At 71.3% G+C, this 16375-nt stretch carries 16 protein-coding genes; 13 read left to right on the top strand and 3 right to left on the bottom strand.

All coding sequences use genetic code 11. The features are described 5' to 3' along the window. The 6 genes from ilvD to ACE3QY_RS20830 all read left to right on the top strand — a co-directional run. The coding region (gene ilvD, locus ACE3QY_RS20805) for a dihydroxy-acid dehydratase (protein WP_374457974.1) at positions 1 to 1452 on the top strand (1452 nt) is incomplete at its 5' end. A 74-nt stretch (positions 1453 to 1526) separates the two neighbouring features. Then, complete coding sequence (locus ACE3QY_RS20810; RefSeq protein WP_374457975.1) at positions 1527 to 3539, top strand: discoidin domain-containing protein; 2013 nt, start codon at positions 1527 to 1529, stop codon at positions 3537 to 3539. A 24-nt stretch (positions 3540 to 3563) separates the two neighbouring features. Further along, a complete protein-coding gene (kynU, locus tag ACE3QY_RS20815; protein WP_374457976.1) occupies positions 3564 to 4793 on the top strand; it encodes a kynureninase in 1230 nt (409 codons plus the stop codon). Continuing rightward, positions 4790 to 5518, top strand: coding sequence for a GNAT family N-acetyltransferase (locus ACE3QY_RS20820; RefSeq protein ID WP_374457977.1), 729 nt, complete (start codon positions 4790 to 4792; stop codon positions 5516 to 5518). Before kynU ends, ACE3QY_RS20820 begins: the two co-directional genes overlap by 4 nt. A gap of 1 nt (position 5519) precedes the next feature. Then, positions 5520 to 5936, top strand: coding sequence for a VOC family protein (locus ACE3QY_RS20825; protein ID WP_374457978.1), 417 nt, complete (start codon positions 5520 to 5522; stop codon positions 5934 to 5936). Further along, on the top strand, positions 5933 to 6388 hold the full coding sequence (locus ACE3QY_RS20830) for a cytidine/deoxycytidylate deaminase family protein (protein WP_374457979.1): 456 nt from the start codon (positions 5933 to 5935) through the stop codon (positions 6386 to 6388). The genes ACE3QY_RS20825 and ACE3QY_RS20830 overlap by 4 nt, the downstream gene beginning before the upstream one ends. On the opposite strand, the gene ACE3QY_RS20835 is transcribed toward ACE3QY_RS20830, so the two are convergent. Further along, entirely contained in the window at positions 6369 to 7076 is a 708-nt protein-coding gene (locus ACE3QY_RS20835; RefSeq protein ID WP_374457980.1) for a hypothetical protein, read from the bottom strand. The two genes, ACE3QY_RS20830 and ACE3QY_RS20835, sit on opposite strands and share 20 nt — an antisense overlap. 44 nt (positions 7077 to 7120) lie before the next feature. On the opposite strand from ACE3QY_RS20835, the gene ACE3QY_RS20840 reads away from it, so the two are divergent. After that, positions 7121 to 7744 carry a TetR/AcrR family transcriptional regulator gene (locus ACE3QY_RS20840; protein WP_374457981.1) on the top strand — a complete coding sequence of 208 codons (624 nt, stop codon included), beginning with the start codon at positions 7121 to 7123 and terminating at the stop codon, positions 7742 to 7744. A gap of 9 nt (positions 7745 to 7753) precedes the next feature. On the opposite strand, the gene ACE3QY_RS20845 is transcribed toward ACE3QY_RS20840, so the two are convergent. After that, entirely contained in the window at positions 7754 to 9094 is a 1341-nt protein-coding gene (locus tag ACE3QY_RS20845; protein ID WP_374457982.1) for a M28 family metallopeptidase, read from the bottom strand. A gap of 339 nt (positions 9095 to 9433) precedes the next feature. Further along, positions 9434 to 9874 carry a hypothetical protein gene (locus ACE3QY_RS20850; RefSeq protein ID WP_374457983.1) on the bottom strand — a complete coding sequence of 147 codons (441 nt, stop codon included), beginning with the start codon at positions 9872 to 9874 and terminating at the stop codon, positions 9434 to 9436. Positions 9875 to 9899: 25 nt separating this feature from the next. Here ACE3QY_RS20850 and ACE3QY_RS20855 point away from each other — a divergent pair, with 25 nt between their 5' ends. The 6 genes from ACE3QY_RS20855 (at position 9900) to efeU (ending at position 16365) form a co-directional block, all read left to right on the top strand. Continuing rightward, entirely contained in the window at positions 9900 to 10916 is a 1017-nt protein-coding gene (locus ACE3QY_RS20855) for a S66 peptidase family protein (RefSeq protein WP_374457984.1), read from the top strand. A gap of 55 nt (positions 10917 to 10971) precedes the next feature. Further along, positions 10972 to 11661: a 4a-hydroxytetrahydrobiopterin dehydratase gene (locus ACE3QY_RS20860; RefSeq protein ID WP_374457985.1), complete on the top strand. Its 690-nt coding sequence runs from the start codon at positions 10972 to 10974 to the stop codon at positions 11659 to 11661. 257 nt (positions 11662 to 11918) lie between these two features. After that, positions 11919 to 13664 carry an acetolactate synthase large subunit gene (locus tag ACE3QY_RS20865; protein ID WP_374457986.1) on the top strand — a complete coding sequence of 582 codons (1746 nt, stop codon included), beginning with the start codon at positions 11919 to 11921 and terminating at the stop codon, positions 13662 to 13664. After that, positions 13664 to 14230 (top strand): acetolactate synthase small subunit, encoded by a 567-nt coding sequence (ilvN, locus tag ACE3QY_RS20870; RefSeq protein ID WP_374457987.1) that lies wholly within the window; start codon positions 13664 to 13666, stop codon positions 14228 to 14230. The genes ACE3QY_RS20865 and ilvN overlap by 1 nt, the downstream gene beginning before the upstream one ends. A gap of 76 nt (positions 14231 to 14306) precedes the next feature. Further along, entirely contained in the window at positions 14307 to 15335 is a 1029-nt protein-coding gene (gene ilvC / locus ACE3QY_RS20875) for a ketol-acid reductoisomerase (protein ID WP_374457988.1), read from the top strand. 166 nt (positions 15336 to 15501) lie between these two features. Beyond that, complete coding sequence (gene efeU / locus ACE3QY_RS20880; RefSeq protein WP_374457989.1) at positions 15502 to 16365, top strand: iron uptake transporter permease EfeU; 864 nt, start codon at positions 15502 to 15504, stop codon at positions 16363 to 16365. Positions 16366 to 16375 lie beyond the last annotated feature (10 nt).

Here is a 16375-nt window from a genome sequence, read left to right on the forward strand (position 1 = left end):
GAGTTCGGCACCATCTCCGTCTCCGACGGCATCTCCATGGGCCACGAGGGCATGCACTTCTCCCTGGTCAGCCGTGAGGTCATCGCCGACTCGGTCGAGACCGTGATGATGGCCGAGCGCCTCGACGGCTCGGTGCTGCTCGCCGGCTGCGACAAGTCGCTGCCCGGCATGCTGATGGCCGCCGCCCGACTCGACCTGGCCAGCGTCTTCCTCTACGCCGGCACGATCATGCCCGGCCAGGTCGACGGCCGCGACGTCACGATCATCGACGCCTTCGAGGCCGTCGGCGCCTGCCTCGCCGGCAAGATCACCCGCGAGGAGGTCGACAAGGTCGAGCGTGCGATCTGTCCGGGCGAGGGCGCCTGCGGTGGCGCGTACACCGCCAACACGATGGCCAGCGTCGCCGAGGCCCTCGGCATGAGCCTCCCGGGCAGCTCGTCCCCGCCGGCCGTGGACCGTCGCCGCGACGGCTTCGCCCACAAGTCCGGCGAGGCCGTGGTCAACATGCTGCGCCAGGGCATCACCGCCCGCCAGATCATGACCCGTCCCGCCTTCGAGAACGCGATCGCGATGGCGATGGCCCTCGGCGGCTCGACCAACGCGGTGCTGCACCTCCTCGCCATAGCCCGCGAGGCCGAGGTCGACCTGACCCTCGACGACTTCACCCGCATCGGCAAGAAGGTCCCGCACCTCGCCGACATGAAGCCGTTCGGCCGCTTCGTGTGGACCGACTTCGACCGCGTCGGCGGCATCCCCGTGCTGCTCAAGGCGCTGCTCGACGCCGGCCACCTCCACGGCGACGTGCTCACCTGCACCGGCAAGACGATGGCGGAGAACCTCGCCGAGCTCGACCCCAAGCCGCTCGACGGGGTGATCCTCCGAGAGCTCGACAAGCCGATCCACGCCTCCGGCGGCCTGACGATCCTCAAGGGCTCGCTCGCCCCGGACGGCGCCGTGGTCAAGAGCGCCGGCTTCGACGACTCCACCTTCACCGGCACCGCCCGCGTCTTCGACGGCGAGCGCAAGGCCCTCGACGCGCTCACCGAGGGCGCGATCAAGCCCGGCGACGTCGTCGTCATCCGCTACGAGGGCCCCAAGGGCGGTCCCGGCATGCGCGAGATGCTCGCCATCACCGGCGCGATCAAGGGCGCCGGGTTGGGCAAGGACGTCCTGCTCATCACCGACGGCCGCTTCTCCGGCGGCACGACCGGACTCTGCGTCGGCCACATCGCGCCCGAGGCCAGCGACGGCGGACCGATCGCCTTCCTCCGCGACGGCGACCAGATCACCCTCGACGTCGCCAACATGACCCTCGACGTGCACGTCGACGAGGCCGAGCTCGCCCAGCGGGCCGAGGGCTGGGAGCCGCTGCCCCCGAAGTACACCCGCGGCGTGCTCGGCAAGTACCGCAAGGTCGTCCAGTCGGCCGCTCACGGAGCCGTCTGCTACTGATCCCGCAGGCCCTTCCCGGCCGGATGCGCAAACGCTAGTTTGACGAGGAGTCGCATCCGGTCTTGGGAGGGAACATGCGTCGCTCGGTCCTGTCTGTCCTGGCGGCGCTGGTGTGCTGCCTGTCGCTCGTCGGCGTGGGAGCCACGGCCGCCGACACATCCAGCTGGTGGGACCCGCCGAACCGCCCGAGCCCCGACTCGCAGATCAACGTCACGGGCGCGCCCTTCACCGGCACGGACGCCGACGGCGACGTACGCGGCTTCCTCGAGGCGCACAACCACGTGTTCGCCAACGAGGGGTTCGGTGGCCGGATGATCTGCGGCAAGGTCTTCGACCCCGCCGGCATCCAGCAGGCGCTGATGGACTGCCCGGAGCACTACCCCAACGGCATCGGCGCGATCTTCGAGCACGCCACCGGCGGCGACGACGGCACCCACGACCCCGTGGGCTACCCGACGTTCGCGCACTGGCCGAAGCACGACTCCCTCTCGCACCAGCAGAACTACTACGCATGGATGGAGCGCGCCTGGCGCGGCGGCGTACGGATCATGGTGAACGACCTCGTCACCAACGGCCTGATCTGCTCGTTCCTCCCGCGCGACCGCGGCTGCAACGAGATGGACGCGATCCGCCTGCAGGCCCAGAAGAGCCGGGACCTCGAGGCCTACATCGACACCATGTACGGCGGCCCCGGCAAGGGCTGGCTGCGCATCGTGACCACACCCCAGCAGGCCCGCTCGGTCATCGAGCAGGGGAAGATGGCGATGGTCCTCGGCGTCGAGATGTCCGAGCCGTTCGGCTGCAAGATGGTCCTCGACGTCCCGCAGTGCAACCGCGCCGACATCGACCGCGGCCTGGACGAGTTCCAGCGGCTCGGCATCTCCTCGACCTTCCTGTGCCACAAGTTCGACAACGCGCTGTGCGGCGTCCGCTTCGACACGGGCACCACGGGCGTGGCGGTCAACGCCGGCCAGTTCCTCTCCACCGGCACCTTCTGGCAGACGGAGCGGTGCCGCGGCCCGCAGGCCGACAACCCGATCTCCAGCGCCGACCTCACCGGCGCGCTGGCCGACCTCTTCCCGGCCGATCCACCGGCGTACGACACCACGAAGCGCTGCAACACCCGCGGCCTCACCGGCCTGGGGGAGTACGCCCTGCGCGGGCTGATGGCGCGCGGCATGATGCTCGAGGTCGACCACATGAGCGTGAAGGCCGCCGGCCGCGCCCTCGACATCCTCGACAGCGCGGGCTACCCGGGCGTGGTCTCCAGCCACTCGTGGATGGACCCGAGCTGGCACGAGCGGGTCTACGAGCGCGGCGGCCTGATCGCCCAGTACGGCCACCGCGCCGACGAGTTCGTCGCCGACTGGCAGTCCGAGCAGGCGCTGCGGGCGCGCTACGGCAAGGCGTACGCGTTCGGCACCGACATGAACGGGGTCGGCGGCACCCCCGCGCCGCGCCACGGCAACGTGACGTACCCGTTCACCAGCTTCGACGGCGGGTCGGTCCTGCAGCGCCAGACGACCGGCCAGCGCACCTGGGACGTCAACACCGACGGCGTCGCCCACTACGGCCTGGTCCCGGACTGGATCGAGGACATCCGGCTGGTCGGCGGGCAGGACGTCGTGGACTCGCTCGCGGGCGGCGCCCAGATGTACCTCGACACCTGGAACGCCACCCGCGCCTGGCGTGCCGCACCCAACCGGGCGCGCGACAAGGCGGCCAGCGCCAGCACCACCGAGTGGACGCTCTTCGGCAGCTTCAAGCCGCCGAAGGCCGTCGACGGCGACACCGCGAGCCGCTGGGCGAGCGAGTGGAAGGACAACCAGTGGTTCCGGGTCGACCTGGGCTCGGCGCAGGCCGTCGGCAAGGTGACAGTGCGGTGGGAGGCCGCGCACGCCAGGGACTACGACGTCCAGGTCTCCACCGACGGCTCGACGTGGCGCACGGTCGGCCAGGTTCGCGGCAGCGACGGTGGCCTCGACACCGTGGCGTTCACGCCCACGAACGCCCGCCACGTCCGGCTGAGCCTGCTCACCCGGGCGACGTCGTACGGGTTCTCCCTCCACGAGCTGGAGGTGTACTGACCGCGATCTGAGAAGGTGGGCCTCGTGCCCACCGCCGCCTCCCTCACGTCCGCACAGCTCGACGCCGCCGACCCGCTCGCCGACTTCCGCGAGCGCTTCGTCGGCGCAGGGACCGACCTCGTCTACTTCGACGGCAACTCCCTCGGCCGTCCGGTCGCGGCCACGGCCGACCGGCTCGCGTCGTTCGTGCAGGAGGAGTGGGGCGGTCGCCTGATCCGCGGCTGGGACGAGCGGTGGATGGACCTGCCGACGACCCTCGGGGACGACCTCGCTCGCATCTGTCTGGGCGCCTCCGGCGGCCAGACCACGATCGGCGACTCCACCACCGTCTGGCTCTACAAGCTGATGCGCGCCGCGGTCGACGCCGCCGTGCGCCGTGACCCCGCGCGCACCGAGATCGTCATCGACACCGACAACTTCCCCACCGACCGCTACGTCGCCGAGGGGATCGCCGCGGAGCGCGGGCTCACGCTGCGCTGGATCGAGGTCGACACCACGGAGGGGGTCACCGCCGACCAGCTCGCCGCGGCCGTCAGCGAGCGCACGGCCCTCGTCGTGCTCTGCCACGTGGCCTACCGCTCGGCGTGGCTGGCCGACGCGCCCGCCCTCACCCGGATCGCCCACGACGCCGGCGCGCTCGTGCTCTGGGACCTCTGCCACTCGGCCGGGTCGGTGCCGGTCGAGCTCGACGCGTGGGACTGCGACATCGCCGTCGGCTGCACCTACAAGTACCTCAACGGCGGACCCGGCTCGCCGGCCTTCGGCTACGTCAACGCCCGCCTCCAAGACGAGCTGACCCAGCCGATCCAGGGCTGGATGGGTCACGCCGACCCGTTCCTGATGGGTCCGGGCTACGCGCCCGCGACGGGCATCCGCCGCTTCATCTCCGGCACCCCGCCGATCCTCGGGATGGTCGCGATGCAGAGCATGCTCGAGCTCGTCGAGGAGGCCGGCATGGAGGCGATCCGCGCGAAGTCCGTCGCCCTCACGTCGTACGCCGTCGAGCTCGCCGACGCGACCCTGCCCGGGGTCACCCTCGCCTCACCGCGCGACCCGGCCCAGCGAGGCGGACACGTCACCCTCCACCACACCCGGATGCGCGAGGTGACCGCCCGGCTGTGGGAGCGCGACGTGATCCCCGACTACCGCGACCCGGGCGGCCTGCGGATCGGCCTCTCGCCACTGTCCACGTCGTTCGACGAGGTCGAGCGCGGGATGGCCGCGGTGGCGACCGCCCTGGCGGAGGCGCGATGAGCGAGAACGACCACGGCCAGCGCCTCGGGCGCCCGGTCGACTGGACCCCCGCGACCCCGCCGGAGAAGGCGACCGTCCTCGAGGGCAAGGGCGTCCGGCTCGAGCCGGTCGGGCCACAGCACGTCGACGACCTGTACGCCGCGGTCTGCGGGGAGGACGACGACCAGCTCTGGACGTACCTGTTCTGGGACCGCCCGCGCGACCGGGACGAGATGGCCGCGATCGTCGAGCACGGGGAGGGCGACCACGGCCAGGTGATGTACGCGATCGTCCCCGTCGAGACCGGCCGGGCCGCGGGCTTCTGCTCGCTCATGCGGATCGACCCGGTGATGGGCTCGATCGAGGTCGGCGGGATCAGCTTCGGCCGGCAGCTCCAGCGCAGCCGTGCCGCCACGGAGGCGATGGCGCTGCTGATGCGGCACGCCTTCGACGACCTGGGCTTCCGTCGCTACGAGTGGAAGTGCGACAGCCTCAACGCCCCCTCGCGCCGCGCCGCGATCCGGCTCGGCTTCATCTGGGAGGGCCGTTTCCGCAACGCCGTGGTCTACAAGGGCCGCAACCGCGACACCGACTGGTTCTCGATCACCGACGGCGAGTGGCCGCGGGTGCGCGCCGCCCTCGACGACTGGCTCGACGACCGCAACTTCGACGCGATGGGCCGCCAGCGCGTGCGCCTGGCCGCGCGCCCGCCCGAGCAGCAGGCCCAGCAGCAGGAGGAGCAGTGAGATGGACCAGCGGGTCAGCTTCATCACCCTCGTCGTGACCGACATGGAGGCCACCCGGCGCTTCTACGTCGACGGCCTGGGCTGGGAGCCCGAGCTCCACGAGCCCGGGGAGGTGCTGATGTTCCGGGTCGCCGACAAGGTCGTGCTGAGCCTGTGGGCCGAGGCGTCCTTCATCGACGAGGTCGGGCACCGGCCCGCACGCGGCGGCGTACCCCCGATCACCCTGGCCCACAACGTTGCCAGCAAGCGGGGCGTCGACACGGTCCTCGAGCAGGCGTCCGTCGCGGGAGCGAAGGAGATCGGCGAGGCGGTCGAGCGCGAGTGGGGCGGCTACACCGGCTACTTCGCCGACCCGGACGGGTTCCGCTGGGAAGTCGCCTACAACCCCGGCGACATCGGGCAGTCTGTGCTCCCGTGAGCGACCACCTCGAGCCGACCGCCGTTCCCGGCTGGGACGACTACTTCCTCGGCATCGCCGCCGCGGTGTCCGCGCGCGCCAAGTGCACCCGCCGCCGGGTCGGCGCGGTGCTGACGATCGACCACCGGATCATCGCCACCGGCTACAACGGCGCCGCGCCGGGGGAGGACGACTGCCTGCAGGGCGCCTGCCCCCGCGGCCAGCTCGGGTACGACGCCGTCCCCGGACTCGGCGACTACGACCGGCCCGGCACGGCCGGCTTCTGCATCGCGATCCACGCCGAGGTCAACGCGCTGCTGTTCGCGACCCGCGACACCAAGGGTGCGACGGCCTACATCACCGACCCGCCGTGCCCGGGGTGCCGCAAGGCCCTCGCCGCAGCCGGCGTCGTCCGCGCGGTCTGGCCCCACGGCGAGCACGACCGCGAGGGCCTCACCGCCTGGGGTCCGTAGCCGTGCTCGACGTTGAGTCTCCAGGAGACTCAACGCCCAGTCGGCGGCGCTCCTCCGCCTTCCGCCGCCGCTTCACCTCGCCCCGGGCGATGAAGAAGGCGATCAGCACCGGGACGACGAGCTTGCGGACCGGCTCGGTCCACGCGGGCAGGGAGGGCAGGCTGAGGTCGGGCCACGGGATCGCCGGCAGCGAGATGTCCGGCCACGGGATGGACGGCAGGTCGGGCCAGGGGATCGACGGCAGGTCCGGCCACGGGATGCCGAGGCTTGGCCACGGCACCATCGACAGCAGCCAGACGAGGAGCACGGGTACGCCGACGCCGGCCGCCGCCAGTGCGGTCTGCCGCGCCGTGTGGAGGTGCGGGTGCCGGCCGATCCACTCGGCCCGTCGGGCCGCCCGCGACCCGGCCTCGGGCTCGAGGTCGGTCCCGCCGAGACCGGTGTGCGCCTCGGCCTCGGAGGCGTGGAGCGTCACCCGGCGCGCGGGTCCCACCATGGCGAACTTCAGGCGCAGCGCCTCGTCCTGGCCCTTCGGCGAGAGGACGACCGTCTCGTCGGAGGTCTTCTTCCGCGCGAGCTCCACGCCGTCACGGGTCCACACCACCTCGCGGGTCAGCGCGCCCTGCTCGACCGCGACGGCGTGCTCCCGGCCGTCCTCGGCGAGGTGCCAGTGCTCGGGGGTCGCCATGGCTGCAATACTAGAGCATGTACTCCATTAATAGGAAGTGACGTATGGCCCGCACGGTCGATCCCGAGAAGCACCTCGCCAGGCGGCTGGTGATCATCGACGCCGCCCTCTCCTGCTTCGCGGCGCACGGCTACGCCGGCACGAGCACGGCGGCGATCTGCCGGCAGGCGGGCATCGGCTCCGGGACCTTCTTCCACTACTTCCCGACCAAGCAGCAGGTGCTGCTCGCCATCCTCGACCTCGGCACGGCGGAGACCGCGGAGTGGTTCGCGGGCCAGGACGCCGCCGCGTCCCCGCGGTCGGTCGTGGACGCCTACGTCCGGCACGCCGTCGAGGAGTTCGCCGACCCGCGGATCGCCGGCTTCGTCCGTGCCGTGGGTGCGGTGATGGGGGAGCCCGAGATCGAGGCGGCCCTTGCCCTCGACGCGCGGACGCTGCAGGAGGGACTGGAGCCGTGGGTGGCTCGGGCCCAGGAGGCGGGCGAGGTGCGCACCGACCTCTCGCCCCGCGACCTCACCGCCTGGCTGCTGCTCGTGCTCGACGGCTTCCTCGGCCGGCTGGCGACGGATCCCGACTTCAGTACGTCCGGGCAGGGGGCGGTCCTGGAGGACGTGGTCGCCCGCCTGCTCGCCCACCCGGTGGTCGAGCAGGACGGACGACCCGCCTGAGGACCGGCCCTACCCGGCGTTGATCACCCGCCTCCCGGAGGCGTACAGGTAGATCACGTAGGCGATGGCGTCGGAGTTGATGTCGAGCGCCCTGTGGCTGAGGTTGGCGATGGTGTCGCAGGCCGCGTGGTAGCACGGGTCGTACGCCGTTCCTGCCGTGCCGCCCCACTTCGCCGCCTGGGCGGCGGTCTTGACGCCTTCGGCGCCGGTGAACAGCCCACCGGAGGGCACGCCGTTGTTGATGAACGCCTGGTAGTCGGACCGTCCGCTGAACGCGGTCGGCTCGCTCGGGATGTCGCGTTTGGCGTAGTACTCCTCGAAGAGCCCCTCGATCTCGTCGGAGCCGTCGGGGCCGACGAGCCCGAAGCCCGACCCGTCACCGTCGTAGATGAAGAGCCCGTAGTTGGGTGAGGCGACCATGTCGAAGTTGAGGTACATCTCGATGTCCGCGAGACCTGCGTCGTCGAGCTGGGACACGTAGTGGTTCGACCCCACGAGGTTGGCCTCCTCGGCGCCCCACCACGCGAAGCGGAGCTTGTTGGGGAGCTTGAGCTTGGCCATCTGCTCGGCCACCTCGATCAGCGCGCTCGACCCCGAACCGTTGTCGTTGATGCCCGGACCCTCGCGCACGGAGTCGAGGTGGGCACCCGCCATCACGACGTTGTGCGGGTCGCCCTTGCGCGACTCGGCAATGAGGTTCTCGTTCTCGCTGAGGAGCCGGCTGACGTTGGCGAACACGCGCATCGTCAGGCCGGGCGTCGCCGAGAGGGACGCGCCCAGCGCGTACGTCGCGTTGACGGCCGGGATGCCACCGGTGTAGCCGTTGCCGAGCGTGACGGCGGGGATGCCATTGCGGTCGGGGGCGTCGGTGTTGCCCTGGTTCATGAACACGATGCCGACGGCACCGGCAGCGGCGGCGTTCTCGCCCTTGATCTCGAACGTGCACGTTCCCCGCTGCAGCAGGGCGATGTTGCCTGCCGGGAAGCCTGCGAAGTCGGCGGCCTCGCACCCGCTGGTGGAGGTGTTGCCCAGCCCGAGCGTGATGTCGACCGGCGTCACGGCTGCCGTCACGTCGCCGGGGGCGGAGTGGTCGGTGACGGAGAAGTCCGTGTCCTCGACGTAGGTCACCGTGCCGGGGGCCGTCTGCTGCAGGACCGAGGGGCCCAGCTCGCGGAAGTCGAAGAAGGTGAACGACTGCCGCGAGACGTCGTAGCCCGCCCGCTCCAGCCGCCACTCGACGTAGTCCACCGAGGCGTCGTAGCCGGGCGTGCCAGCGGCGCGGTTGCCGCCGTTGCGGTCGGCGATCCTCTGCAGGGCCTTCTCGTGCTCGAGCACGCCCTTGAGCGTCACGCACCCGAGCAGCTTCTTGACCGAGTTGTTGGTGCGACTGTCGCAGCCCGAGCCGCCGCCATGTCCGTGTCCGTGTCCGTGGTTACCGTGTCCGCCGCGTCCTGACTGCGCCGCGTCCGCGGCCGGGATCGCTGCCAGCCCTGTCGCCGCGAGCCCCAGGCCCGCGAGAACCGAAGCAAGTCTCCTCGTCCTCACCATTTCCCTCCTTCGACCACCGGGCGCCTGGCTTGGTGCCCATCGATCGAACCTAGGACCGGACGACGTCGCTGGCAACGGAGCCGGACGTGCCAGCGCGGGGGTCGGCAGTCCGGCTCGAGGTCGCGTCGTGGGGACGAGGGTTCAGTGTGGCTTGATCCAGATCAGCTCGTCCGCGTCCCACTTCTGGAGCGCGACCGGGAGGAGCCGGGAGATGGCGTCGGCAGTGGAGAGGCCCTTCAGCTCCTCGGCGTGCGCGTCGCCGTACTCCTGGCCGACGCCGTTGTTGTGCTCGTCGATCCGCGAGTCGCGCGCGTTGGGCGTGCCGTGCTCCTGCGCCCGCGCGATCCCCGCGGCGGCCGGCCGCCCGAAGCGCGCCGTCAGCAGGGCCTGCCACATGAAGTGCCGCATGGCGTTGGTGCGCCCCGGCACGCCCCGTCCCTGCGCCGCCGCGGCGCGCAGCGCGGCCTCCGAGATCCGCAGCACCTCGAAGGCGCCGGACGGCCCGAGCCCCGCCTTCAGTCCGGCGGCGTAGAGGCGCGGCACCCCGGTCGCGGCGTGGATGGCCTGGTCGAGGAATCCCATGGACACACAGTGACAGACTCGGTGCATGAGCCCGACGCTCCGCTTCCCGCCCCCGCTCCGCCCCGGTGACCGCATCGGTGTGACCTCGCCGTCCGCCGGCGTCGCGGGCGACGCGGCGAAGCGGATCGAGTTCTGTGTCGACTGGCTGCGCAACCGCGGGTACGACGTCGTGGTGGGGGAGTGCATGGACGGCACCGGGCTGACTGCGGGGCCGGCGCAGCAGCGTGCCGACGAGCTCACCCGGATGCTGGCCGACCCCGACATCCACTGCGTCCTGCCGCCGTGGGGCGGGGAGACCGCGATCGACATGGTCGACCTGATGGACTGGGACGCGCTCGCCGCTGCGGAGCCGACGTGGCTGGTCGGCTTCTCCGACCTCTCGACCCTCCTCGTGCCGATCACCACCCGCCTGGGCTGGGCGACCGTCCACGGCGACAACCTGGCCGACACGCCGTACTCCGTCCCCGACGGGCTGCTGCACTGGCTCGACCTGGTGAGCGGGGCCGGTCCGTTCACGCAGCGCGACTCCGGTGTCATCACCGACTGGTGGCGCTTCGAGGAGGACCCGCGCGCGACCGAGTGGAAGCACGTCGGCACGGGCAGCTGGGAGCTGGAGGGTGGCGGCAGCCTCGACGTCTCCGGCCGGCTGATCGGCGGCTGCGTCGAGACGATCGCCAACCTCGCCGGCACGGCGTACGGCGACGTGCGGGCATGGGCGGAGGCGCTCGACGAGCCCACGATCGTGTACGTCGAGGCGTGCGAGGAGCACGCGGTGAACATCTGCCGCTACCTCCACGCCCTGCGGCTCGCCGGCTGGTTCGAGCGAGCGGTCGCGGTCCTGGTCGGGCGCACGGGCGCCCCCGACCACCCCGACCTCACCCAGCAGGGCGCGGTCCTCGACGCGCTCGGCCGGCTCGACCTGCCCGTCGTGTGGGACCTGGAGATCGGTCACGTGCCGCCGCACCTGCCGCTGGTCAACGGCGCGCTGGCTCGGGTGGTCGTCGACGGCGACACCCACGAGGTCACCCAGACCTTGGGCTGAGGGGCCTCCCCGCGGGGGCTGGCCGCTGTCGGAGGTAGGTGGCAGGGTCGAGGACATGAGCGACGCGACCACCGACCCGAAGCAGAAGCTGACCGCCACCGAGGTCCGCGAGGCGCCCGGCCTCGACGACTGGCGCCACCTCCTCACCGGGATCCGGGCGCGCTTCCGCACCGGCGACTTCGCCACCGGGCTGGCCCTGGTCGACCGGATCGGCGCGGCCGCCGAGGCGGCGAATCACCACCCCGACATCTCGCTGACCTACCCCGAGGTGATCGTGACGCTCAGCAGCCACGACGTCGGCGGCATCACCAGCCGCGACCTCGACCTCGCCCGCACGATCAGCGGCTTCGCGGCGGAGGCGGGCGCGGAGGCCGACACCTCCGGCCTCACGCAGCTCGAGCCGGGCCTCGACTCCACGGCACCCGAGCGCCTCGGTGCCTTCTACGCCGCGCTGTTCGGCGGCGAGGTCAACGACCAGGGCGAGCCCACCGACCCCAGCGGGCAGGTGCCCGGGCTGTGGTTCCAGAAGGGCGAGTCGGGTGAGTCGTCCCTGCCGCCGCAGGACCCGGCCCAGCGCTGGCACTTCGACGTCTGGGTGCCCCACGACGAGGGCGAGCGCCGGCTCCAGGCGGTGCTCGACGCCGGCGGCCGGCTCGTCAGCGACGCGGAGGCGCCGAGCTTCTGGGTCGTCGAGGACGCCGAGGGCAACCGGTCCTGCATCTGCACCCGGCTCGACCGCGACTGAGCGTCCGGCGACAGCCACATCGCGAGACCGGCGTTCCAGATGTTGGGACGACTGTCACACTTGCTTGACGCCGGACGGTCCCGGCGACGACGGTTGTCGCATGCGCACCGAGATTCTTGTACGCACGCGACGCGTGAGCTGAGGTCACTCCGACCAACGCACGCGCGTCACCCCTCGTCGCCCACTGGGCCGAGGGGTTTTTTGTTGGGCTCACAGTGGTGGGCAGGCACCGCACACACGAACCAGGAAGAAGATCCATGAGCGAGCAGGGCGGACAGGTCACCGGAGCGCAGAGCCTGGTGACGTCCCTCGAGGCAGCCGGCGTCACCGACATCTTCGGCATCCCGGGCGGCGCGATCCTCCCGGCGTACGACCCCCTGATGGACTCCACCCGGATCCGGCACATCCTCGTGCGTCACGAGCAGGGCGCCGGGCACGCCGCCCAGGGCTACGCCGCGGCGACCGGCCGGGTCGGCGTGTGCATGGCCACGTCCGGCCCCGGCGCCACCAACCTGGTCACGCCGCTGGCCGACGCCCACATGGACTCGGTGCCGCTCGTCGCGGTGACCGGCCAGGTCGGGGCGTCGATGATCGGCACGGACGCCTTCCAGGAGGCCGACATCCGCGGCATCACGATGCCGGTCACCAAGCACAACTTCCTGGTCACCGACCCCGCCGACATCCCGAGCACGATCGCCGAGGCCTTCCACATCGCCTCGACCGGCCGTCCCGGCCCGGTGCTCGTCGACGTCGCGAAGTCGGCGCTCCAGGCGCAGACCACCTACACGTGGCCGAGCGAGCTGCACCTGCCCGGCTACCGTCCGGTGACCACCCCGCACGCCAAGCAGATCAAGGAGGCCGTGCGGCTGATCCGCGACGCGAAGCGGCCGGTGCTCTACGTCGGCGGTGGCGTGATCCGGGCCAACGCCTCGCGCGAGCTGGCCCAGCTGGCCGCGCTCACCGGCATCCCCGTCGTCACCACCCTGATGGCTAGGGGCGCCTTCCCCGACAGCCACCCGCAGCACCTCGGCATGCCGGGCATGCACGGCACCGTCGCGGCCGTGGCGGGGCTGCAGAAGAGCGACCTGATCATCAGCCTCGGTGCCCGCTTCGACGACCGGGTCACCGGCAACCTCGACTCCTTCGCCCCCAACGCGCTGGTCATCCACGCCGACATCGACCCCGCGGAGATCGGCAAGAACCGCCACGCCGACGTCCCCATCGTCGGGGACTGCCGGGAGGTCATCGCCCAGCTGGTGGCGCTCCTCCAGGCCGAGGTCGCCGACGGCGACTACGAGGCGTGGGTGGCGTTCCTGGCGGGGGTCAAGCAGAAGTACCCCCTCGGCTACGACGCCCCTGCCGACGGCTCGCTGGCCCCGCAGTACGTCCTCGAGCGGCTCGGCCAGATCGCCGGTCCCGACTCGATCTACGTCGCCGGCGTCGGCCAGCACCAGATGTGGGCCGCCCACTTCGTCGGCTACGAGAACCCCAAGACGTGGATCAACTCCGGCGGTCTCGGCACCATGGGCTTCTCGGTCCCGGCCGCGATGGGCGCCAAGGTCGGCATGCCCGACTCCACGGTCTGGGCCATCGACGGCGACGGCTGCTTCCAGATGACCAACCAGGAGCTCGCCACCTGCGCGATCAACGACATCCCGATCAAGGTCGCGATCATCAACAACGAGTCGCTGGGCATGGTGCGCCAGTGGCAGACGCTCTTCTACAACGAGCGCTACTCCAACACCGACCTGCACTCCAAGCGGATCCCCGACTTCGTCAAGCTGGCCGACGCCTACGGCTGCATCGGCCTGGCCTGCGAGTCGCCCGACGACGTCGACGCCACCATCGAGAAGGCGATGTCGATCGACGACCAGCCGGTCGTCGTGGACTTCCGGGTCCACCGCGACGCGATGGTGTGGCCGATGGTCGCCGCCGGCACCAGCAACGACGAGATCAAGTACGCGCGCGACCTCGCGCCCCAGTTCGACGAGGACGACATCTGATGAGCAGCAAGCACACGCTTTCGGTCCTGGTGGAGAACAAGCCCGGTGTCCTCGCCCGGATCGCCGGCCTGTTCTCCCGCCGCGGCTTCAACATCGACAGCCTCGCCGTGGGCCCGACCGAGCACCCCGAGGTCTCCCGGATGACCATCGTGGTCAACGTCGAGGAGTCCCCGCTGGAGCAGGTCACCAAGCAGCTCAACAAGCTCGTCGAGGTGATCAAGATCGTCGAGCTCGACGGTCCCGGCTCGGTGAACCGCGAGCTGCTGCTGGTCAAGGTCCGCGCCGACGCCGGCACCCGTGGCGCGGTGCTCGACGCCGTGCAGCTGTTCCGGGCCAAGGTGGTCGACGTCTCGCCCGAGGCCGTGACGGTCCAGGCCGTCGGCAACGCCGACAAGCTCGCCGACCTGCTCCGCGTCCTGGAGCCCTTCGGGATCCGCGAGCTCGTCCAGTCGGGCATGGTCGCGATCGGTCGCGGCTCCCGGTCCATCAGCGAGCGGTCCCAGCGCCCGGTCGCCGTGCCCGCCCCCGTGTCCGCCATCAAGCCCAGTCCCACCCTCGCTGGTTGAGGTGCGAGGCCGCCCGCGGCCGAGCCTCGAGACCAGACCAGTCAGCAAGAAAACAACCCGTGAAGGAGAGCCCCCAGTGGCTGAGATGTTCTACGACGACGACGCCGACCTGAGCCTGATCCAGGGCAAGAACGTCGCGGTGATCGGCTACGGCAGCCAGGGCCACGCCCACGCGCTGTCCCTGCGCGACTCCGGCGTCGACGTCCGGATCGGCCTGCAGCCCGGCTCGAAGAGCCGCGACAAGGCCGAGGCCGAGGGCCTGCGCGTCCTCACCCCGCGCGAGGCCGCCGAGGAGTCCGACCTGATCGTGATCCTCGCGCCCGACCAGCACCAGCGGAAGCTCTACGCCGAGGAGATCGCGCCTGCGCTCACGCCCGGCGACACCCTGGTCTTCGGCCACGGCTTCAACATCCGCTTCGGCTACATCACCCCGCCCGACGGCGTCGACGTCTTCATGGTGGCCCCCAAGGGCCCCGGCCACCTCGTGCGTCGCGAGTACGTCGACGGGCGCGGCGTGCCGGTGCTCGTCGCGGTCGAGAAGGACGAGTCCGGCAAGGCCTGGGACGTCGCGCTGTCCTACGCCAAGGCCATCGGCGGGCTGCGTGCCGGCGGCATCAAGACCACCTTCACCGAGGAGACCGAGACCGACCTGTTCGGTGAGCAGGCCGTGCTCTGCGGCGGTGCCTCGCAGCTGGTGATGTACGGCTTCGAGGTCCTCACCGAGGCCGGCTACCAGCCCGAGGTCGCCTACTTCGAGTGCCTCCACGAGCTCAAGCTCATCGTCGACCTGATGTACGAGGGCGGCATCGCCAAGCAGCGCTGGTCGGTCTCCGACACGGCCGAGTTCGGCGACTACGTCTCCGGCCCGCGCGTCATCACTCCCGACGTGAAGAAGAACATGGAGGCCGTGCTCGCCGACATCAAGAACGGCGCGTTCGCCGAGCGCTTCATCACCGACATGGACAACGGCTCGCCGGAGTTCACCGAGTTCCGCAAGAAGGGTGAGTCGCACCCGATCGAGCAGACCGGCCGCGAGCTGCGCAAGCTCATGGCGTGGGTGAAGTCGCACGACTCCGACTACACCGAGGGCACCTCAGCCCGCTGACCCACCCGCTCCACCGCACGGCGCGTCGGACGACCAGAAGAGGTCGGCCGGCGCGCCGTTCGCATGTCCGCCCACGCGCGCGGGGTCGTGGTCGCGCGACGCGCGCCCGCGCCGCCAGGTGGGCGATGATTAGGCAAGCCTAACCTCAGGAGTAGGATCCCCGGCTGTGCTGGCGAACTACCTGATCGGGTTGCGCGAGGGGCTGGAGGCGGCCCTGGTCGTGAGCATCCTGGTCGCCTACCTGGTGAAGACCGAGCGACGTCACCTGCTGCCGCGCGTGTGGGCGGGCGTCGCGCTCGCCGTCGGCGTCAGCCTGGCCTTCGGCGCGGTCCTGACCTTCGGCCCGCGCGGGCTCACCTTCGAGGCTCAGGAGCTGATCGGCGGCGGGCTCTCGATCGTCGCGGTCGGCTTCGTCACCTGGATGATCTTCTGGATGGCCCGGGCCGCCCGCGGCCTCGGCGGCGAGCTCCGCGGACGGATCGACGAGGCCGCCGAGGGCAGCCGCTGGTCGCTCGTCGTCGTCGCCGTCCTCGCGGTCGGCCGCGAGGGGCTCGAGACCGCGCTGTTCATCTGGGCCGCGACCCAGGCAGGCACCCGCGAGGCGGTCGGCACGAGCACCCCGACGTGGGAGCCGCTGCTCGGTGCCGCGCTGGGCATCCTCACCGCCGTCGCGCTGGGCTACCTCATCTACCGCGGCGCGATCTCGATCAACCTCTCGCGCTTCTTCACCTGGACCGGCGCGTTCCTGATCCTCGTCGCCGCTGGGGTCCTCGCCTACGGCGTCCACGACCTGCAGGAGGCGCGCTTCCTGCCGGGGCTCAACGACCTGGCCTTCGACGTCTCCGACGCGATCGACCTGAACACCTGGTACGGCGCCCTGCTCAAGGGGATCTTCAACTTCTCGCCGGCCACCACCAAGCTCGAGGCCGCCGCCTGGCTGCTCTACGCCGTGCCCGTGGTGGCCCTGTTCCTCGTCGGCGCCCGCCGACGCTCCACCACCCCGGTCGCGCCCTCGCGCGCGGCCGCCTGAGAAAGAAGCA

The sequence above is a fragment of the Nocardioides sp. genome (assembly GCF_041913365.1).
In the GTDB taxonomy this organism is placed as follows: Bacteria; Actinomycetota; Actinomycetes; order Propionibacteriales; family Nocardioidaceae; genus Nocardioides.